Genomic DNA, 16,644 nt, shown 5'->3' with positions numbered 1-16,644 from the left:
GTCACTCGCCTCCGTCGATTGTCTCGACCGTCACCAGGTGACGGACGGTGTGGACCATGCCGCGGATCTCCGGGCGGTCCTCCTTGATGACGACGTCGCCGATCCGCTTGAGACCCAGCGAGCGCACGGTCTCACGCTGGTTGGCGTTGCAGCCGATCGTCGACTTCTTCTGCTGGACCTTGAGCTGTGCCATCAGGACCTCCCCGCCGCAGCGACGTCGGCGGCCTCGGCGATGCCGGCCGCCTTCGCCCGCAGCAGCGCCGCCGGAGCGACGTCCTCGACGCGCAGGCCGCGACGAGCGGCCACGGCCTCGGGCTCCTCGAGCATCCGCAGGGCCTCCACCGTCGCGTGGACGATGTTGATCTGGTTCGACGAGCCCAGCGACTTGCTGAGGACGTCGTGGATGCCGGCGCACTCGAGCACGGCGCGCACCGGGCCACCGGCGATGACGCCGGTACCGGGAGCGGCGGGGCGCAGGAAGACCACACCGGCCGCCTTCTCGCCCTGGACCGGGTGCGGGATGGTGCCCTGGATGCGAGGGACGCGGAAGAAGGCCTTCTTGGCCTCTTCGACACCCTTCGCGATCGCGGCGGGGACCTCCTTGGCCTTGCCGTAGCCGACGCCGACCATGCCGTCACCGTCGCCGACGATCACGAGGGCGGTGAAGCTGAAGCGACGACCACCCTTCACGACCTTGGCGACGCGGTTGATGGCGACGACGCGCTCGATGTAGGTGTTCTTGTCGGCGCCCTGGCCGCGACCTCCGTCGCGTCCACCACGGCCACCAGACTGGCGCTCGCCACTGCGCTGTCCGCGCTGGGCTCCGCTCATGAGTGGTTCCTCTTCTCTTGCTTGTAGCTGGCCATCAGAAGGTCAAGCCCCCAGCGCGAGCACCGTCGGCAAGGGCCGCGATGCGACCGTGGTACTTGTTGCCGGCGCGGTCGAAGACCACGCCGTCGACACCGGCGGCCTTGGCGCGCTCGGCGACGAGCTCACCGACCTTCTTGGCCTTGGCGGTCTTGTCACCGTCGAAGGAGCGCAGGTCGCCCTCCATGGTCGAGGCGTAGGCCAGCGTCTTGCCGACCAGGTCGTCGACGACCTGCACGGTGATGTGCTTGGTCGAGCGCGTGACGACCAGGCGCGGGCGCTCGGCGGTGCCGGAGATGCGCTTGCGCCCCCGGACCTGACGGCGCAGACGCGACTTGGTGCGCGCAGCGGTGTGCTTGTTGAGCTTCAGCGAGATCGCCATGTCACTTACCGGCCTTTCCGACCTTGCGGCGGATCTGCTCGCCGGCGTAACGAACGCCCTTGCCCTTGTAGGGCTCGGGCTTGCGGAGCTTGCGGATGTTGGCCGCGACCTCTCCGACGAGCTGCTTGTCGATGCCCGACACGCCCAGACGGGTCTGGCTCTCGACGTTGAACGTGATGCCCTCGGGGGCGTCGAACACGATCACGTGCGAGTAGCCGAGCTGGAACTCCAGCTGGGTGGGGCCCTTCGACAGGACGCGGTAACCCACGCCCACGATCTCGAGCTTCTTCTCGTAGCCCTCGGTGACGCCCTGGACCATGTTGCTGATCAGGGTGCGCGTGAGCCCGTGCAGGGACCGGCTCTCGCGCTCGTCGTCGGGGCGCTTGACGTCCAGGACGCCGTCGTTGCGCTCGACCGTGATCGGAGCGGCGACGGTGTGCGACAGGGTGCCCTTGGGCCCCTTGACGGTCACCCGGGAGTCCTCGATGGCCACGTCCACGCCGGACGGGACCGGGATGGGGAGCTTGCCAATGCGCGACATGCTGGTGTTCTCCTTCTCGGTCTCGTCGTTACCAGACGTAGGCGAGGACTTCCCCACCCACGCCCTTCTGGTTGGCCTGGCGGTCGGTCAGCAGGCCCTGGCTCGTCGAGATGATCGCGACGCCCAGGCCTCCGAGCACCTTCGGGAGACCCGTGTGCTTGGCGTAGACCCGGAGACCGGGCTTGCTGATACGGCGCACACCGGCGATGGAACGCTCGCGGTTGCGGCCGTACTTGAGGGTGATGGTCAGCGTGCGGCCGACCTCGCCCTCGGCGGGCTCCTTCACGTCGAACGACGTGATGTAGCCCTCCTGCTTGAGGATCTCGGCGACGCCCTGCTTGAGCTTGCTGTAGGGCATGGTCACCGCGTCGTGGTACGCCTGGTTGGCGTTGCGCAGACGGGTCAGCATGTCTGCGATCGGGTCAGTCATCGTCATGGCCGGATGGCCCTTTCTTCCTGTGGTTTCCCACCGACATCTTCGGTGGGACCTTCAGCGGTTGTGGGTGGTGTTACCAGGAGGACTTGGTGACGCCGGGCAGCTCGCCGCGGTGCGCCATCTCGCGCAGGCAGATCCGGCAGAGGCCGAACTTCCTGTACACGGCCTTGGGGCGGCCGCAGCGCTGGCACCGGGTGTAGCCCCGGACCGCGAACTTCGGCTTGCGAGCGGCCTTGACCTTGAGCGCGGTCTTTGCCATGTCAGTTCTCCTTGAAGGGGAAGCCGAGCTGCTTGAGCAGCGCGCGGCCTTCCTCGTCGTTGGTGGCGGTGGTGACGATCGTGATGTCCATGCCCCGCTGACGGTCGACCTTGTCCTGGTCGATCTCGTGGAACATGACCTGCTCGGTCAGGCCGAAGGTGTAGTTGCCCTTGCCGTCGAACTGCTTGGGCGACAGACCGCGGAAGTCCCGGATGCGGGGCAGCGCGAGCGACAGCAGCCGGTCGAGGAACTCCCACATCCGGTCGCCGCGCAGCGTGGTGTGCGCGCCGATCGGCATGCCCTCGCGGAGCTTGAACTGCGCGATGGACTTGCGTGCCTTGGTCACGAGCGGCTTCTGGCCGGTGATCGCGGTGAGGTCCTTGACCGCCCCCTCGATCAGCTTCGAGTCGCGAGCGGCCTCGCCGACACCCATGTTGACCACGATCTTGGTCAGGCCGGGCACCTGCATGACGTTCTTGATCTCGAACTCCGACTGCAGCGAGGGAAGGATCTCCTCGCGGTAGCGGGTCTTGAGACGGGGCGTGACCTTCTCGGTCGCCTCGGGGGTCTCGGTGCTCATCAGATTTCCTTGCCGGTCTTGCGCGAGATGCGGACGCTGCGCGTCGAGGGGTACGTCGAGCCGTCCGGGCGGCGCTTGGTGACCTCGTCACGGCGGAAGCCGATGCGGGTCACGCCGTCGCCCTCGACGAGCATGACGTTGGAGACGTGGATCGGGGCCTCGGTCGTGATGATCCCGCCCGTGGTGCCGGCGCGACCGCCCTGGTTGACGACCTTGGTGTGCTTCTTGATCCGGTTGACACCCTCGACGATCACGCGCTGCTCCTCGCGGAGCACCTTGATGATCTTGCCTTCGGCGCCCTTGTCCTTGCCGGCGATCACCTTGACGGTGTCACCCTTCTTCAGGTTCACGGTGTGCTTGTCCTTGGCCATCAGAGCACCTCCGGCGCCAGCGAGATGATCTTCATGAACTTCTTGTCGCGCAGCTCGCGGCCCACGGGGCCGAAGATACGGGTGCCTCGCGGCTCGCCGTCCGTCTTGAGGATCACGGCGGCGTTCTCGTCGAAGCGGATGTAGGAACCGTCGGGGCGGCGGCGCTCCTTGACGGTGCGAACGATGACCGCCTTCACGACGTCACCCTTCTTCACGTTGCCCCCGGGGATCGCGTCCTTCACGGTGGCGACGATGACGTCGCCGATACCGGCGTAGCGTCGACCCGAGCCTCCGAGAACACGGATGCAGAGGATCTCCTTCGCACCGGTGTTGTCGGCGACCTTGAGTCGCGACTCCTGCTGGATCATTCGTCTCTCCTTGTCGAGCTGGTTCTCGCCGCCTGGGCGGCGAGCCTTGCCGAACGGTTGTCAGTTGCGGGCGGTGGCCCGGGGGTTACTTGGCCTTCTCGAGGATCTGGACGACGCGCCAGCGCTTGGTGGCCGACAGCGGACGCGTCTCCATGAGGAGGACGCGGTCGCCGATGCCGCACTCGTTGGCCTCGTCGTGCGCCTTGAGCTTGCTCGTGCGGCGCAGGACCTTGCCGTAGAGGGCGTGCTTGACGCGGTCCTCGACGGTCACGACCACGGTCTTGTCCATCTTGTCGCTGACGACCAGACCCTCGCGGGTCTTGCGGGCGTTGCGCTCAGCCGTGGGCGTCTCGGCGCTGGTGGGCTGCTCGCTCATGCGCTCGCCTCTTCCTTGTCAGTGCCGGGGGCCGACCGGATGCCGAGCTCGCGCTCGCGCACCACGGTGTAGATCCGGGCGATGTCCTTCTTGACCGTGTTGAGCCGACCGTGGCTCTCCAGCTGGCCGGTGGCCGCCTGGAAGCGCAGGTTGAACAGCTCTTCCTTGCACTCGCGGAGCCTCGCCTCGAGGTCGACCGCGTTGAGCTCGTCGAGCTCGTGGGCCTTGAGTCCCTGAGCCATCAGAATTCACCCGCCTCTCGCGAGATGAACCGGCACTTCATCGGAAGCTTGTGCATCGCGCGGCGCATGGCCTCGCGTGCGGTCGTCTCGTCGACGCCGGAAAGTTCGAACATGACACGGCCGGGCTTCACGTTGGCGATCCACCACTCCGGGGAACCCTTGCCGGAACCCATGCGGGTCTCGGCAGGCTTCTTGGTCAGCGGGCGGTCGGGGTAGATGTTGATCCACACCTTTCCGCCTCGCTTGATGTGACGGGTCATCGCGATACGAGCCGACTCGATCTGTCGGTTGGTCACGTAGTGACCCTCGATCGCCTGGATCCCGAACTCGCCGAACGCGAGCTTGGTCCCGCCCTTGGCCGCACCCCGACGGTTGGGGTGGTGCTGCTTGCGGTGCTTGACACGACGCGGCATCAACATGGTCAGGACTCCGTTCCGGACGCGGCAGCGCCCTCGGCGGGAGCGGCGGCGGTGGCCTCGGCCGGAGCCTCGGTCGTGGCCGGCGCGGACTCGCGGTCGTTGCGGGTCGGGCGGGTGCCGCGGCTCGGGCGCTCGCCACCGCGGGTGGGCCGACCGGCGCTGCCACCGCGACCGGGGACCCCGGCGCGGGCGGCGGCCTGAGCCTGACGCTCGGCACGGGTGCCGGCGACCTCGCCCTTGTAGATCCAGACCTTCACGCCGATGCGGCCGAAGGTGGTCTTGGCCTCGTAGAAGCCGTAGTCGATGTCGGCACGCAGCGTGTGCAGCGGGACGCGACCCTCGCGGTAGAACTCGGTGCGCGACATCTCCGCGCCGTTGAGCCGACCCGAGCACTGGATCCGGATGCCCTTGGCACCGGAGCGCATCGAGGTCTGCATCGCCTTCTTCATGGCGCGACGGAACTGCACGCGACCGGAGAGCTGCTCGGCCACACCCTGGGCGACCAGCTGGGCGTCCACCTCGGGGTTCTTGACCTCGAGGATGTTCAACTGGACCTGCTTGCCGGTGAGCTTCTCGAGCTCGCCGCGGATGCGGTCGGCCTCGGCGCCGCGGCGGCCGATGACGATGCCGGGACGGGCGGTGTGGATGTCCACGCGGACCCGGTCACGGGTGCGCTCGATCTCGACCTTGGAGATGCCGGCCCGCTCCATGCCCTTGGAGAGCAGCTTGCGGATGGCGACGTCCTCGCCGACGTAGGCCTTGTACAGCTTGTCGGCGTACCACCGGGACTTGTGGTCCGTGGAGATACCGAGCCGGAAGCCGTTCGGGTTGATTTTCTGGCCCATCAGGCACTCTTTCCGTTCTTGGGGGTCCGCTTGTCCTTGCCGGCCTTGACCACGCCGGCGGGCTGGACCGCCAGGGTGATGTGGCTGGTGCGCTTGTTGATCCGCGTCGCACGGCCCTGGGCACGAGGGCGCCAGCGCTTCATCGTCGGACCCTCGTCGACCTGGGCGACGGAGACCACGAGGTCACCGGTGTCCAGGCCCTCGGTGGTGCCGGCGTTGGCGACGGCGCTCTCGAGCACCTTGTAGACCGTCTCGGACGCGGCCTGCGGCGCGAACTGCAGCAGGGACAGCGCCTGGTCGACGGGCATGCCGCGGACCATGTCGACGACGCGGCGGGCCTTCATCGGCGTGATCCGCACGAAGCGGGCACTCGCGAAGGCGCCGGGCTGGTCGCCGATCAGCGACTCGCGCCGCGCGCTGGTGCGGTGGCGTTCGGTGGTGCTCATCGGCGGCGTCCCTTCCGGTCGTCCTTGACGTGCCCGCGGTAGGTGCGGGTCGGGGCGAACTCGCCCAGCTTGTGACCGACCATCGCGTCGGTGACGAACACCGGCACGTGCTTGCGGCCGTCGTGCACCGCGATGGTGTGGCCGATCATGTCGGGGATGATCATCGACCGGCGCGACCAGGTCTTGATGACGTTGTGGCTGCCCTTGGCGTTCTCGGCGTCCACCTTCTTCTGAAGGTGGTCGTCGATGAAGGGGCCCTTCTTCAGGCTACGAGGCATGTCAGTTACTTCCTACCCTTGCCGGACTTGCGGCGACGAATGATCTGGGAGTCGCTGGCCTTGCGCTTGCGCGTACGGCCCTCGGGCTTGCCCCAGGGGGACACCGGGTGACGTCCACCCGAGGTCTTGCCCTCGCCACCACCGTGGGGGTGGTCGACCGGGTTCATGACGACACCTCGGACGGTCGGGCGCTTGCCCTTCCAGCGCATGCGGCCGGCCTTGCCCCAGTTGATGTTGGACTGCTCGGCGTTGCCGACCTCACCGACCGTGGCGCGGCAGCGCACGTCGACGAACCGCATCTCGCCCGAGGGCATGCGGAGCGTGGCGCGGCTTCCCTCGCGGGCGACCAGCTGGGCACTGTTGCCGGCGGAGCGGGCGATCTTGGCCCCGCCGCCGGGACGCAGCTCCACGGCGTGGATGGTCGTACCGACCGGGATGTTGCGCAGCGGCAGGTTGTTGCCGGGCTTGATGTCGGCCCCGACGCCGGACTCGATCATCGTGCCCTGCGCCAGGTCCTTCGGCGCGACGATGTAGCGCTTCTCGCCGTCGGCGTAGTGCAGCAGCGCGATGCGGGCGGTGCGGTTGGGGTCGTACTCGATGTGAGCGACCTTGGCCGGCACGCCGTCCTTGTCGTAGCGACGGAAGTCGATGATCCGGTAGGCGCGCTTGTGACCGCCACCCTGGTGCCGGGTGGTGATCCGGCCCTGGTTGTTGCGGCCGCCCTTCTTGGGCAGCGGACGGGTCAGCGACTTCTCGGGCGTGGTCCGAGTGACCTCGGCGAAGTCGGCGACGGACGAGCCGCGTCGGCCCGGCGTGGTCGGCTTGTACTTGCGGATAGCCATATCAGTTCCTAGTCGAGGGAGCCGGTCAGGAGACCGGTCCCCCGAAGATGTCGATGCGGTGGCCCTCGGCGAGGCTGACGATGGCGCGCTTGGTGTCCTTGCGCTTGCCCAGACCGTTGCGGGTGCGACGGGTCTTGCCGACTCGGTTGATCGTGTTGACCGACGTGACCTTGACGCCGAAGATCTTCTCGACCGCGATCTTGATCTCGGTCTTGTTCGAGTCCGGGCGCACCAGGAACGTGTACTTGTTGGCGTCGAGAAGGCTGTAGCTCTTCTCGGACACCACGGGCGCGATCAGGACGTCGCGGTGGTCCTTGTGCAGCGTGCTCACTTGTCGCCCTCCTCGGCGTTCGCGTCCGTCTCGGTCGCCGCGGCGGTGCCGTTCACCAGCGCGTCGTAGGCGCCCTTGGTGAAGACCACGTCGTCGGAGGCGAGCACGTCGTAGGTGTTGAGCTGGTCGACGGCCACGATGTGCACCGACGGCGCGTTGCGCAGCGAGAGCCAGGTGAGGCTGTCGGCGCGCTCGAGCACGACGAGGACCTTGGTCCGCGACGTGAGCGAGGCCAGCGAGGCGATCGCGGCGCGGGTCGAGGGGACCTCGCCCGACACCAGCGACTCCACCACGTGGATGCGCTCGTTGTGGGCCCGGTCGGAGAGGGCACCGCGCAGGGCGGCGGCCTTCATCTTCTTGGGCGTGCGCTGGTCGTAGTCGCGCGGCTTGGGGCCGTGGACGACGCCACCACCGGCGAACTGCGGGGCGCGGGTCGAGCCCTGACGGGCGCGGCCGGTGCCCTTCTGCTTGTAGGGCTTGCGACCGCCACCGCGGACCTCGCCCCGGCGCTTCGTCGAGTGCGTGCCCTGGCGAGCCGCGGCCTGCTGGGCCACGACGACCTGGTGGATCAGCGGGATGTTGATCTTGGCGTCGAAGATCTCGGCGGGCAGGTCGACCTGGACGGTCGTGGCCTTACCGGCGTCGGCCTTCTTGCTCGGGGCCGCCTTCTTGCTGGCGGCGGCCTTCTTGCTCGGGGCCGCCTTCTTGCTCGCGGCCTTCTTGGTGGTCTCCTCGGTCGCCATCTCAGGCCTCCTGGCTCTTCTTCGCAGCCGAGCGCAGGACGATGACCCCACCCTTGGGGCCGGGGACGGCACCCTTGAGGAGGATCAGGCCCTTGTCGGCGTCGACGGCGTGCACGGTGACGTTCTGGGTGGTGACGGTGTCGCTACCCATCCGGCCGGCCATGCGGGTGCCCTTGAACACGCGGCCCGGCGTGGCGCAGGCGCCGATCGAACCGGGCTTGCGGTGGTTGCGGTGGGCACCGTGGGAGGCACCGACGCCGTGGAAGCCGTGGAGCTTCATGACGCCGGCGAAGCCCTTGCCCTTGCTCGTGCCGGTGACGTCGATGACGTCGCCCGCGGCGAAGGTGTCGACCGCGAGCTCCTGGCCGACGGTGTAGGACGCGGCGTCGGAGGTGCGGATCTCCACCACGTGGCGGCGCGGCGTGGTGCCGGCCTTGGCGAAGTGTCCGGCCTGCGGCTTGTTGACCTTGCGACCCTCGATCTCGCCGAACCCGACCTGGATGGCGTTGTAGCCGTCGGTCTCGGGGTGGCGGACCTGGGTGATCACGTTGGTCGACGCGGCGATCACGGTGACGGGGACGATGCGGTTGTTCTCGTCCCAGAGCTGGGTCATGCCGAGCTTGGTGCCCAGCAGCCCCTTCACGTTCTTCTCAACAGTCATTGCTTGGACCTCAGAGCTTGATCTCGATGTCGACACCGGCCGGCAGGTCGAGCCGCATCAGGGAGTCGACGGTCTTGGGCGTGGGGTCGATGATGTCGATGAGGCGCTTGTGCGTGCGCATCTCGAAGTGCTCGCGGGAGTCCTTGTACTTGTGGGGCGAGCGAATCACGCAGTAGACGTTCTTCTCGGTCGGCAGCGGCACGGGGCCGGCGACCTTGGCACCCGTGCGGGTGACGGTGTCCACGATCTTGCGCGCCGAGGTGTCGATCACCTCGTGGTCATAGGCCTTGAGCCTGATGCGGATCTTCTGTCCCGCCATAGGTCTCTCTCTACCTTCTACTGGTCCACGTCGCTGTCCGGAACGTCTTCAGGTCGAACCCGTTCCGCCCTGTGCTCGCCACCCCGTGGCCGACCCCCGCGGTCGGGCGTGTCGCGAGATTTCCTCGCACCACGGGACCAGGATCGATCTGCGGTGTTGGTGGCGCCTGACGGTTCGTCAGGCTGATCGGGTCTCCAGGCGCGGTGCTGGCACAGGCCTGCTACCGAAACAACGCTCCGTGAGGAGCTGGGAGACGCGATTCAGTAGTCAAGATGTGCCGCACCCCGGCGACCCGCCGGAGCAACCGGACTATCTTGGCAGATCTCTCCCACTGCGCCAAATCGGATCGACGGTGGTCCCTGCCGGGCGGATAGTCCCGGACGATCGTGTCATCCCGGGCGGCGTTTCGCGACCGTTGCGTCAGGGACTACCCCGCCGTCGCGGGCCGCGCTAGCCTCGCGCCATGGCAAACGAGAACACGTTCTACTTAGCGGCGGAGGGGTCGGACGAGCCGCTGCCGGTGGTCGTGTGGGGCACCGGCAACATGGGCCGCGCCGCCATCCGCGCCGTGGAGGCCCACCCCAGGCTCCGGCTGTCGGCGGTGGTGGTCCACGACCCCGCCAAGGTGGGGCGCGACGCCGGCGAGCTCGCGGGCCTCGGACGCGCGCTCGGCGTGCCAGCCACCGACGACCCGGACGCCGCGCTCGCCGGGGCGGCCGCGGTGGCCTACACGGCCTCCGGCGACGTCCGACCCGATGCGGCCGCCGCCGACGTGGCGCGGGCCCTGCGCGCCGGCGCCGTGGTGGTCACCCCCGCGATCTACGCCCTCTACGACCACCGCAGCGCCCCCGCGGAGCTGCGCGACCCGCTGCTCGAGGCGGCGCGGGCCGGCGGCTCCGCGCTGTTCGTGAGCGGCATCGACCCCGGCTGGGGCAACGACCTGCTGCCGGTGCTCGCCACGGCACTGGCCGGCACGGTCGACCAGGTGCGGTGCCAGGAGATCTTCGACTACTCGACCTACGACGCCCCCGAGGCGGTGCGGATGCTGGTCGGCATGGGCGAGCCGATGGACTACGAGCCGCCGATGGTGGCGCCCACCGTGCCGACGATGGTGTGGGGCGGTCAGGTCCGGCTGATCGCCCGCGCGCTCGGGGTCGAGCTCGACGAGGTCCGCGAGACCCTCGAGCGGCGCCCGCTCGAGCGCGACGTCACCAACGCGATGGGTCGCTTCGCGGCCGGCACCCAGGGTGCGCTGCGCTTCGAGGTCCAGGGGGTCGTCGACGGCGAGGCGGTCATCGTGGTCGAGCACGTCACCCGGATCACCCGCGACGTCGCGCCCGACTGGCCGCTTCCCGCCGACGGCGGCGACGGCGCCCACCGCGTCGTGATCGAGGGCCGCCCCCGGATCGAGATCAACCTGGAGGCGACCGACGAGGGCGGCAACCGCGCCGCGGGCGGAAACGCCACCGCCGCCAACCGACTCGTCAACGCGATCCCGTGGCTGCGCGCCGCGTCTCCCGGTCTCTACGACGGCCTCGAGGTCCCCCTCTCCCCCGCGTCCGGCCGCCTCGGCCGGAGCCGCACCCCCACCGCAGCGACAGGAGCACGCCCATGATCATCGACGTCCCCGAGGGCAAGGACCCGATCCTCTACGTGTGGGGGGAGATGGTGCCCGGGATCGGTCCGGCCGCCTCGCGCTTCGCCACCAGCGTCTACGCCGACGGCACCCTGGGACTGCGGGAGTTCGAGGCCGCCCGGCTGCGCGTCGCCCAGATCAACGGCTGCCTGTTCTGCCAGGACTGGCGCACCGAGAAGGACGGCGTCACGGTCGAGGACGGCTTCGCCGACGCCGTGACCGACTGGCGCACCACCGGTGACTTCGACGAGCGCACCCGCCTGGCCGCCGAGTACGCCGAGCGCTACTCGCTGGACCACCACGGGCTCGACGACGGGTTCTGGACGCGGATGAAGGCGGCGTACTCCGACCGGGAGATCGTGGAGCTGTCCATGTGCCTCGGCTCGTGGATCGCGTTCGGCCGGCTCAACCGGGTGCTGGGCCTCGACGTCGCGTGCGTGCTGCCCAGCCACGCGACCAGCCACGCCACCGGGGGCTGAGCCGGCGGCGCGAGGTTTGGCCACGCCCGTCACCTGACAGGATGAGCGTGACGAAGGGGAGCGATGTCGGGCCACGAGCACTTTCCGCCGCCGGGCGCGCCCTTCGGTGAGCCCACGACCCCGCCACCCCCGCCCCCGGGCTGGGCACCGCCACCGCCTCCTGCGACGTACGCCGCGGGGCGACCGTGGACCCCGCCGGTCGCCATGCTGGGCGCGGCCCACCGGCCGGGCGTCATCCCGCTGCGGCCGCTGGGTCTCGGCGACATCTACGACGCGGCGTTCCGGATCATCCGCGTCAACCCCCAGGCGACCGTCGGCGTGGCCGTGCTCGTCGCCGCGATCACGATGGCGGTGCCCGTGCTGGTCACCGCCGTGCTGACCTTCACCCTGGGGGTCACCGTCGACGAGGCCAGCCAGGGCGTCGGCGACGCCGTGGGGTCCTGGAGCACGGTGCTCAGCGTGCTGCTGCTGCAGGTCTCGCTGGTGTTCGTGACGGCCTGCGTCGCCCACGTGACCTCCCAGGCCGCGATCGGGCGTCGCACCACGCTGGGCGCCACGTGGGCGGCCACGCGGGGACGGCGCTGGCGGCTGATCGGCCTGTCGCTCCTGGTGCTGGTGGCCTTCGTCGTGGTCTTCGTCGGCTACGTCGTCGCCTGGGTGCTGGTGGTGGCGCTGACCGACGGCGTCGTGCTCCCCCTCCTCTTCGGGGTGGTGTCGTTCCCCGCGTTCGTCTTCCTGATGGGCTGGCTCTGGATCCGGGTGCTCTACCTGCCCGCCCCGGTCCTCGTCCTCGAGCAGGTGGGGCTGTTCCGGGCCATCGGGCGCGGCTACCGCCTGACCTCGCGGCAGTCCGCGCGCACGCTCGGCATCGCCCTGCTCACCCTCCTCATCACCGCCGTGGCCTCGCAGCTGCTCGCCGTGCCGTTCAGCGTCGCGGGTCTGCTGCTGAGCGAGGTCGTCGACCCGGCGCACGCCGCCCTGGTCCTGGTCGTCACCCAGGCGCTCGCCACGGTCGTGTCGTCGGCCTTCGCCGCGCCGTTCTCGGCCGCGGTCGTCGCCCTGCAGTACGTCGACCTGCGCATGCGCAAGGAGGGCTACGACGTCGAGCTGATGTCGCGCGCCGGGGTCCTCGGCCCGTGATCGGCACCCTGGCCGGCCGGCTGGCGGACCCGCCGCTGGACCCCACTCCCGACGAGGCGCGCTCGCTGCTGCGGCGCGAGCTGCTCGCGCCCGACTACCACGACCAGGACCTCCTCCAGCGCGTCGGCGACTGGCTCAGCCGCCGGCTCGACGGGGGCGTCCGGACCGCAGGCGACGCGCCGCCCCTGCAGACCTTCGCGGTCATGCTGGTCGTGGTGCTGCTGCTCGGCGGCCTGGCGTTCCTGGTGTCCCGCGCCCGGCGCACGGCCCGCGCCGAGGACGAGGAGCAGCCGGTCCTGACCGGGGAGGACGTCACCTCCGCCGAGCTGCGCGCCCGCGCCCGCGCCGCGATCGAGGAGGAGCGCTACGAGGACGCCGTCGTCGACGGGTTCCGGGCACTCGCCCTGCGCCAGGCCGAGCGCGGCCGCCTCGAGGACGCCCCCGGGGCCACCGCCCACGAGGTCGCCCTCGCGCTCGCCGCGGAGTACCCCTCCCAGCGCCCGCGCGTGGACGGCAGCGCCCGGCTCTTCGACGCCGTCCTCTACGGCGACCGGCCGGCGACCCGTGAGCAGGCGCTCGGCGTGCTCGCGCTCGACGACGATCTGGTGGGCGCGCGATGAGCACGGACACCGCCGCCCCTGCGACCGGCACGGGCGCCACCGGAGCCTCGGGCGCCCTGCGCCGCCACCGCGGGATGATCCTGATCGTCCTCGGGCTCGTGCTCGCCGTCCTGGTCGTCGTGTGGAGCGACGGCGAGGAGCGCACCGACACCGCGCTCGATCCCGCCAACCCCGGACCCGACGGCGCCCGGGCGCTCGCGCGCGTGCTCGACGACGAGGGGGTCGACGTCACGGTCGCCCGCGGCGCCGCCGAGCTCGAGCGGACCGACGTCGGGCCCGGGACGACCGTGCTGGTCACCTCGACCGACGCCCTCGGCGCCAGCACGGTCGACCGGCTCCTCGAGCACGTCGGCGCCGCCCGCCTCGTCCTCGTCGAGCCCGGGCCGACGGTCGCCGAGGAGGTCGGGATGGACGGGGACGCCCTCCCGGACTCGCTCGACGGCGGCCGCGAGGCCGACTGCGACGACCCGCTCTTCGCGGACCTGACGCTCGAGGTCGACGTGGCGCTGTCCTACCCGGGGACCGGCTGCTTCGGGGACGGCTCCGGAGCGGCGGTGCTCGTCGAGCGCGGCGACGTGAGCCTCTTCGGCGCCGGCGACGCCCTGACCAACGACCAGGTGCTGCGCGCCGACAACGCCGCCCTCGCCCTGCGCCTCCTCGGCCGGGACGAGCGCCTGGTCTGGTACGTCCCCCAGGTCGACGACCTCGGCGCCGGCGACGGCGTCACCCTCGAGAGCCTGGCCCCCGACTGGGTCCGGCCCGGGGTCTGGCTGCTCGCCCTGACCGTCGTCGGGGTGGCGGTGTGGCGCGGGCGTCGGCTCGGGGCGCTGGCCAGCGAGCCGCTGCCCGTCGTCGTCAAGGCCATCGAGACCACCCTCAGCCGCGGTCGCCTCTACCGACGCGCCGGCGACCGCGAGCACGCCGCGCAGGCACTGCGCCGCGCGGCTCGCGACCGGGCCGCGGAGCGCCTGCACCTGGGCACCGTGACCGACCCGCACGCCCTCGTGCGCGACGTCGCCCACCACCTCGGCCGGAGCGAGACCGAGGTGGACGCCCTCATCGGTCCCCTGGCGCCCGCCCCCGCCACCGACGCAGCCCTGATCGCTCTGGCCAGGCAGCTGGCCGAGCTCGACAGAGAGGTACGCCGCACATGACCCAGCACCCCACCGAGGCCGCTCCCCCCGCATCCGTCGAGGACGAGTCGGCCCGCGAGCGGCTGGCCGCCGTACGCACCGAGGTGGCCAAGGCCGTCGTCGGTCAGGACGCTGCCGTGTCCGGGCTGCTCGTCGCGCTGCTCTGCGGCGGGCACGTCCTCATGGAGGGCGTGCCCGGGACGGCCAAGACGCTGCTCGTGCGCACGCTGGCGGCGGCCCTGTCGGTCGACACCCGGCGGGTGCAGTTCACGCCCGACCTGATGCCGGGCGACATCACCGGGTCGATGGTCATCGACAGCCACCAGGGCCAGCTGAGCTTCCGCGAGGGACCGGTCTTCACCAACCTGCTCCTCGCCGACGAGATCAACCGCACGCCGCCCAAGACCCAGTCGGCGCTGCTGGAGGCGATGGAGGAGGGGCAGGTCTCGGTGGACGGGGTCTCCCACGCACTCCCCCGTCCGTTCCTGGTGGCCGCCACGCAGAACCCCGTGGAGTACGAGGGCACCTACCCGCTCCCCGAGGCCCAGCTCGACCGCTTCCTGATCAAGGTGGTGCTGCCCATCCCCCAGCGCGAGCAGGAGCTGGAGATCCTGCGGCGGCACGCCGCCGGCTTCGACCCCCGCGACGTGCGGGGTGCCGGGGTCACGGCGGTCGCGGGCGCCTCCGACATCGCGGCCGGACAGGCCGCGGTGAAGAGGGTCCAGGTCTCCCCGGAGGTCGCCGGCTACATCGTGGACATCGCCCGCGCGACCCGCGAGTCCCCCTCGCTCAGCCTCGGGGTCAGCCCCCGCGGCGCCACCGCGCTGCTGCGCGCCGCCCGCGCCTGGGCCTGGCTCGTGGGTCGCGACTTCGTCACCCCCGACGACGTCAAGTCGTTGGCGCACGCCACGCTCGTCCACCGCCTGGGGCTGCGGCCGGAGGCCGAGCTCGAGGGTGTCGACGTGGGCCAGGTCCTGGCCTCGGCGCTCGGCTCGGTGCCGGTCCCCCGGTGACCCGGTGACCCGCTGATGGCGATCTCCGGTCGGGCACCGCTGCTCCTGCTGCTCGGCATCATCGCGGTGGTGCTGCGTCCGAGCATGTCGACGGTCTTCCTGTGGCTGCTCGTCGTGGTGCTGCTGTGCGCGGCCGACTGGCTGCTCGCGCCGAGGACCGACGCCCTGGCCTGGGCCCGGCGGCCGGTCGGGACGGTACGGATGGGCCACCCCACCGAGACCCTGCTCGTCGCCACCAACGGCTCGGGTCGGCGGGTCCGCGCCCTGGTGCGGGACGCCTGGCAGCCCAGCGCCGGGGCGACCGGCAACCGCCACCGCGTCAGCGTGGCACCGGGCGAGCGGGCCGTGCTCCGCACCCCGTTGCAGCCGCGGCGCCGCGGCGACCTGCGGGCGGTCGGCGTCACCGTGCGGAGCGCCGGGCCCCTGGGCCTGGCGTCGCGCCAGCGGACCGTCGCCGTCGAGGGCACGGTCCGCAGCCTGCCGCCGTTCGAGTCGCGCAAGCACCTGCCCTCGCGGCTCCTCCGGCTCCGCGAGCTCGACGGGAGGTCCGCCGTGCGGGTGCGCGGCCAGGGCACGGAGTTCGACTCGCTGCGGGAGTACGTCCGCGGCGACGACGTCCGCTCCATCGACTGGCGGGCCTCGGCGCGCAACCGCAACGTCGTCGTGCGCACCTGGCAGCCCGAGCGCGACCGCCGCGTGGTGCTGGTGCTGGACACCTCCCGCACGTCGGCGGGACGGGTCGAGGACGTGCCCCGCCTGGACTCCGCGATGGACGCCGCACTCCTGCTCGCCGCGCTCGCCGCCCGCGCGGGCGACCGCATCGACTTCGTGGCCGGCGACCGACGTGTCCGCTCGCGGCTGCGCTCGGCCGGGTCCCGCGACGTCACCGCCCGCCTCCAGGACACGATGGCCGACCTCCAGCCGGTGATCGCGGAGGCCGACTGGGACGCCCTCGTCGGCGCGGTCCAGGGGCTGGGCCGACAGCGCGCCCTCGTCGTGCTCCTCACCCCGCTCGAGCCCTCGGCCGTCGAGGAGGGCCTGCTCACCGTGCTGCCCGCGCTGACCCGGCACCACCGCGTCGTGCTGGCCTCGGTCCGCGATCCCGCGCTCGACCGGCTCGCGTCGGCGCGGGCGAGCATCGACGACGTCTACGACGCGGCCGCGGCCGAGCAGGTCCTGGGCCGCCGGCGCCGCACGACCCAGCTGCTGCGCGCCCTCGGCGTCGAGGTGGTCGACGCCGACGCCGAGCGGCTCCCCCCGGCGCTCGCCGACCACTACCTGCACCTCAAGGCGCAGGGGCTGCTCTAGCTCGAGCCG

The 16,644-nt window shown here is 71.0% G+C and carries 27 protein-coding genes; 7 read left to right on the top strand and 20 right to left on the bottom strand.

Features of this window, described 5'->3' with window-relative positions; translation table 11 throughout:
- Position 1 precedes the first annotated feature (1 nt).
- From rpmD to rpsJ, 20 genes are all read right to left on the bottom strand, one after another.
- Positions 2-193, bottom strand: a complete 192-nt coding sequence (gene rpmD / locus E4622_RS00665) for a 50S ribosomal protein L30 (RefSeq protein ID WP_134738165.1) — start codon at positions 191-193, stop codon at positions 2-4.
- Positions 193-831: a 30S ribosomal protein S5 gene (gene rpsE / locus E4622_RS00660; protein ID WP_134738164.1), complete on the bottom strand. Its 639-nt coding sequence runs from the start codon at positions 829-831 to the stop codon at positions 193-195. The genes rpmD and rpsE overlap by 1 nt, the downstream gene beginning before the upstream one ends.
- A gap of 34 nt (positions 832-865) precedes the next feature.
- Positions 866-1,249, bottom strand: coding sequence for a 50S ribosomal protein L18 (gene rplR / locus E4622_RS00655; RefSeq protein ID WP_134738163.1), 384 nt, complete (start codon positions 1,247-1,249; stop codon positions 866-868).
- A gap of 1 nt (position 1,250) precedes the next feature.
- Positions 1,251-1,790, bottom strand: coding sequence for a 50S ribosomal protein L6 (gene rplF, locus E4622_RS00650; protein WP_134738162.1), 540 nt, complete (start codon positions 1,788-1,790; stop codon positions 1,251-1,253).
- Positions 1,791-1,818: 28 nt separating this feature from the next.
- Positions 1,819-2,226, bottom strand: coding sequence for a 30S ribosomal protein S8 (rpsH, locus tag E4622_RS00645; RefSeq protein WP_091025724.1), 408 nt, complete (start codon positions 2,224-2,226; stop codon positions 1,819-1,821).
- Between the two features lie 73 nt (positions 2,227-2,299).
- Entirely contained in the window at positions 2,300-2,485 is a 186-nt protein-coding gene (locus E4622_RS00640) for a type Z 30S ribosomal protein S14 (RefSeq protein WP_011757321.1), read from the bottom strand.
- A 1-nt stretch (position 2,486) separates the two neighbouring features.
- The gene (rplE, locus tag E4622_RS00635) at positions 2,487-3,065 is read right to left on the bottom strand and encodes a 50S ribosomal protein L5 (RefSeq protein ID WP_134738161.1); all 579 of its coding nucleotides are present in this window, start codon (positions 3,063-3,065) and stop codon (positions 2,487-2,489) included.
- Positions 3,065-3,436, bottom strand: coding sequence for a 50S ribosomal protein L24 (gene rplX / locus E4622_RS00630; protein WP_209021735.1), 372 nt, complete (start codon positions 3,434-3,436; stop codon positions 3,065-3,067). Before rplX ends, rplE begins: the two co-directional genes overlap by 1 nt.
- Complete coding sequence (rplN, locus tag E4622_RS00625; protein ID WP_134738160.1) at positions 3,436-3,804, bottom strand: 50S ribosomal protein L14; 369 nt, start codon at positions 3,802-3,804, stop codon at positions 3,436-3,438. Before rplN ends, rplX begins: the two co-directional genes overlap by 1 nt.
- A gap of 85 nt (positions 3,805-3,889) precedes the next feature.
- Positions 3,890-4,180 carry a 30S ribosomal protein S17 gene (rpsQ, locus tag E4622_RS00620; protein ID WP_134738159.1) on the bottom strand — a complete coding sequence of 97 codons (291 nt, stop codon included), beginning with the start codon at positions 4,178-4,180 and terminating at the stop codon, positions 3,890-3,892.
- Positions 4,177-4,422: a 50S ribosomal protein L29 gene (gene rpmC, locus E4622_RS00615; RefSeq protein WP_134738158.1), complete on the bottom strand. Its 246-nt coding sequence runs from the start codon at positions 4,420-4,422 to the stop codon at positions 4,177-4,179. Before rpmC ends, rpsQ begins: the two co-directional genes overlap by 4 nt.
- Positions 4,422-4,841 (bottom strand): 50S ribosomal protein L16, encoded by a 420-nt coding sequence (gene rplP, locus E4622_RS00610; protein WP_091025719.1) that lies wholly within the window; start codon positions 4,839-4,841, stop codon positions 4,422-4,424. The genes rpmC and rplP overlap by 1 nt, the downstream gene beginning before the upstream one ends.
- Positions 4,842-4,843: 2 nt before the next feature.
- A complete protein-coding gene (gene rpsC, locus E4622_RS00605; RefSeq protein ID WP_134738157.1) occupies positions 4,844-5,686 on the bottom strand; it encodes a 30S ribosomal protein S3 in 843 nt (280 codons plus the stop codon).
- Entirely contained in the window at positions 5,686-6,132 is a 447-nt protein-coding gene (gene rplV / locus E4622_RS00600) for a 50S ribosomal protein L22 (RefSeq protein WP_134738156.1), read from the bottom strand. Before rplV ends, rpsC begins: the two co-directional genes overlap by 1 nt.
- Positions 6,129-6,410 carry a 30S ribosomal protein S19 gene (rpsS, locus tag E4622_RS00595; RefSeq protein WP_028644799.1) on the bottom strand — a complete coding sequence of 94 codons (282 nt, stop codon included), beginning with the start codon at positions 6,408-6,410 and terminating at the stop codon, positions 6,129-6,131. The genes rplV and rpsS overlap by 4 nt, the downstream gene beginning before the upstream one ends.
- Positions 6,411-6,415: 5 nt before the next feature.
- On the bottom strand, positions 6,416-7,252 hold the full coding sequence (gene rplB, locus E4622_RS00590) for a 50S ribosomal protein L2 (protein ID WP_134738155.1): 837 nt from the start codon (positions 7,250-7,252) through the stop codon (positions 6,416-6,418).
- Positions 7,253-7,277: 25 nt separating this feature from the next.
- Positions 7,278-7,583 carry a 50S ribosomal protein L23 gene (gene rplW, locus E4622_RS00585; RefSeq protein WP_134738154.1) on the bottom strand — a complete coding sequence of 102 codons (306 nt, stop codon included), beginning with the start codon at positions 7,581-7,583 and terminating at the stop codon, positions 7,278-7,280.
- Positions 7,580-8,326 carry a 50S ribosomal protein L4 gene (gene rplD, locus E4622_RS00580; RefSeq protein ID WP_134738153.1) on the bottom strand — a complete coding sequence of 249 codons (747 nt, stop codon included), beginning with the start codon at positions 8,324-8,326 and terminating at the stop codon, positions 7,580-7,582. The genes rplW and rplD overlap by 4 nt, the downstream gene beginning before the upstream one ends.
- 1 nt (position 8,327) lies before the next feature.
- Positions 8,328-8,987, bottom strand: coding sequence for a 50S ribosomal protein L3 (rplC, locus tag E4622_RS00575; RefSeq protein ID WP_134738152.1), 660 nt, complete (start codon positions 8,985-8,987; stop codon positions 8,328-8,330).
- Positions 8,988-8,997: 10 nt separating this feature from the next.
- The gene (gene rpsJ / locus E4622_RS00570) at positions 8,998-9,306 is read right to left on the bottom strand and encodes a 30S ribosomal protein S10 (protein ID WP_008360994.1); all 309 of its coding nucleotides are present in this window, start codon (positions 9,304-9,306) and stop codon (positions 8,998-9,000) included.
- Between the two features lie 463 nt (positions 9,307-9,769).
- Between rpsJ and E4622_RS00565 the strand changes: the two genes are divergently transcribed.
- The 7 genes from E4622_RS00565 (at position 9,770) to E4622_RS00535 (ending at position 16,635) form a co-directional block, all read left to right on the top strand.
- The gene (locus E4622_RS00565) at positions 9,770-10,921 is read left to right on the top strand and encodes a dihydrodipicolinate reductase (protein WP_134738151.1); all 1,152 of its coding nucleotides are present in this window, start codon (positions 9,770-9,772) and stop codon (positions 10,919-10,921) included.
- Complete coding sequence (locus E4622_RS00560) at positions 10,918-11,421, top strand: carboxymuconolactone decarboxylase family protein (RefSeq protein ID WP_134738150.1); 504 nt, start codon at positions 10,918-10,920, stop codon at positions 11,419-11,421. Before E4622_RS00565 ends, E4622_RS00560 begins: the two co-directional genes overlap by 4 nt.
- A gap of 63 nt (positions 11,422-11,484) precedes the next feature.
- Complete coding sequence (locus E4622_RS00555) at positions 11,485-12,561, top strand: hypothetical protein (protein WP_134738149.1); 1,077 nt, start codon at positions 11,485-11,487, stop codon at positions 12,559-12,561.
- The gene (locus E4622_RS00550) at positions 12,558-13,181 is read left to right on the top strand and encodes a DUF4129 domain-containing protein (protein ID WP_134738148.1); all 624 of its coding nucleotides are present in this window, start codon (positions 12,558-12,560) and stop codon (positions 13,179-13,181) included. Before E4622_RS00555 ends, E4622_RS00550 begins: the two co-directional genes overlap by 4 nt.
- A complete protein-coding gene (locus E4622_RS00545) occupies positions 13,178-14,335 on the top strand; it encodes a DUF4350 domain-containing protein (protein ID WP_134738147.1) in 1,158 nt (385 codons plus the stop codon). Before E4622_RS00550 ends, E4622_RS00545 begins: the two co-directional genes overlap by 4 nt.
- Complete coding sequence (locus tag E4622_RS00540; protein WP_134738146.1) at positions 14,332-15,327, top strand: MoxR family ATPase; 996 nt, start codon at positions 14,332-14,334, stop codon at positions 15,325-15,327. Before E4622_RS00545 ends, E4622_RS00540 begins: the two co-directional genes overlap by 4 nt.
- A 15-nt stretch (positions 15,328-15,342) precedes the next feature.
- The gene (locus E4622_RS00535; protein ID WP_134738145.1) at positions 15,343-16,635 is read left to right on the top strand and encodes a DUF58 domain-containing protein; all 1,293 of its coding nucleotides are present in this window, start codon (positions 15,343-15,345) and stop codon (positions 16,633-16,635) included.
- The last annotated feature ends 9 nt before the right edge of the window (positions 16,636-16,644 follow it).

It is taken from the genome of Nocardioides sp. 503 (assembly GCF_004522095.1).
Taxonomy (GTDB): Bacteria; Actinomycetota; Actinomycetes; order Propionibacteriales; family Nocardioidaceae; genus Nocardioides.
This window is presented reverse-complemented; position numbering and strand designations above follow the sequence as displayed.

Coding starts and splice junctions, on each gene's coding strand:
- rpmD (WP_134738165.1), bottom strand. CDS start 193: ATGGCACAGCTCAAGGTCCAGCAGAAGAAGTCGACGATCGGCTGCAAC.
- rpsE (WP_134738164.1), bottom strand. CDS start 831: ATGAGCGGAGCCCAGCGCGGACAGCGCAGTGGCGAGCGCCAGTCTGGT.
- rplR (WP_134738163.1), bottom strand. CDS start 1,249: ATGGCGATCTCGCTGAAGCTCAACAAGCACACCGCTGCGCGCACCAAG.
- rplF (WP_134738162.1), bottom strand. CDS start 1,790: ATGTCGCGCATTGGCAAGCTCCCCATCCCGGTCCCGTCCGGCGTGGAC.
- rpsH (WP_091025724.1), bottom strand. CDS start 2,226: ATGACGATGACTGACCCGATCGCAGACATGCTGACCCGTCTGCGCAAC.
- E4622_RS00640 (WP_011757321.1), bottom strand. CDS start 2,485: ATGGCAAAGACCGCGCTCAAGGTCAAGGCCGCTCGCAAGCCGAAGTTC.
- rplE (WP_134738161.1), bottom strand. CDS start 3,065: ATGAGCACCGAGACCCCCGAGGCGACCGAGAAGGTCACGCCCCGTCTC.
- rplX (WP_209021735.1), bottom strand. CDS start 3,436: ATGGCCAAGGACAAGCACACCGTGAACCTGAAGAAGGGTGACACCGTC.
- rplN (WP_134738160.1), bottom strand. CDS start 3,804: ATGATCCAGCAGGAGTCGCGACTCAAGGTCGCCGACAACACCGGTGCG.
- rpsQ (WP_134738159.1), bottom strand. CDS start 4,180: ATGAGCGAGCAGCCCACCAGCGCCGAGACGCCCACGGCTGAGCGCAAC.
- rpmC (WP_134738158.1), bottom strand. CDS start 4,422: ATGGCTCAGGGACTCAAGGCCCACGAGCTCGACGAGCTCAACGCGGTC.
- rplP (WP_091025719.1), bottom strand. CDS start 4,841: ATGTTGATGCCGCGTCGTGTCAAGCACCGCAAGCAGCACCACCCCAAC.
- rpsC (WP_134738157.1), bottom strand. CDS start 5,686: ATGGGCCAGAAAATCAACCCGAACGGCTTCCGGCTCGGTATCTCCACG.
- rplV (WP_134738156.1), bottom strand. CDS start 6,132: ATGAGCACCACCGAACGCCACCGCACCAGCGCGCGGCGCGAGTCGCTG.
- rpsS (WP_028644799.1), bottom strand. CDS start 6,410: ATGCCTCGTAGCCTGAAGAAGGGCCCCTTCATCGACGACCACCTTCAG.
- rplB (WP_134738155.1), bottom strand. CDS start 7,252: ATGGCTATCCGCAAGTACAAGCCGACCACGCCGGGCCGACGCGGCTCG.
- rplD (WP_134738153.1), bottom strand. CDS start 8,326: ATGGCGACCGAGGAGACCACCAAGAAGGCCGCGAGCAAGAAGGCGGCC.
- rplC (WP_134738152.1), bottom strand. CDS start 8,987: ATGACTGTTGAGAAGAACGTGAAGGGGCTGCTGGGCACCAAGCTCGGC.
- rpsJ (WP_008360994.1), bottom strand. CDS start 9,306: ATGGCGGGACAGAAGATCCGCATCAGGCTCAAGGCCTATGACCACGAG.
- E4622_RS00565 (WP_134738151.1), top strand. CDS start 9,770: ATGGCAAACGAGAACACGTTCTACTTAGCGGCGGAGGGGTCGGACGAG.
- E4622_RS00560 (WP_134738150.1), top strand. CDS start 10,918: ATGATCATCGACGTCCCCGAGGGCAAGGACCCGATCCTCTACGTGTGG.
- E4622_RS00555 (WP_134738149.1), top strand. CDS start 11,485: ATGTCGGGCCACGAGCACTTTCCGCCGCCGGGCGCGCCCTTCGGTGAG.
- E4622_RS00545 (WP_134738147.1), top strand. CDS start 13,178: ATGAGCACGGACACCGCCGCCCCTGCGACCGGCACGGGCGCCACCGGA.
- E4622_RS00540 (WP_134738146.1), top strand. CDS start 14,332: ATGACCCAGCACCCCACCGAGGCCGCTCCCCCCGCATCCGTCGAGGAC.
- E4622_RS00535 (WP_134738145.1), top strand. CDS start 15,343: ATGGCGATCTCCGGTCGGGCACCGCTGCTCCTGCTGCTCGGCATCATC.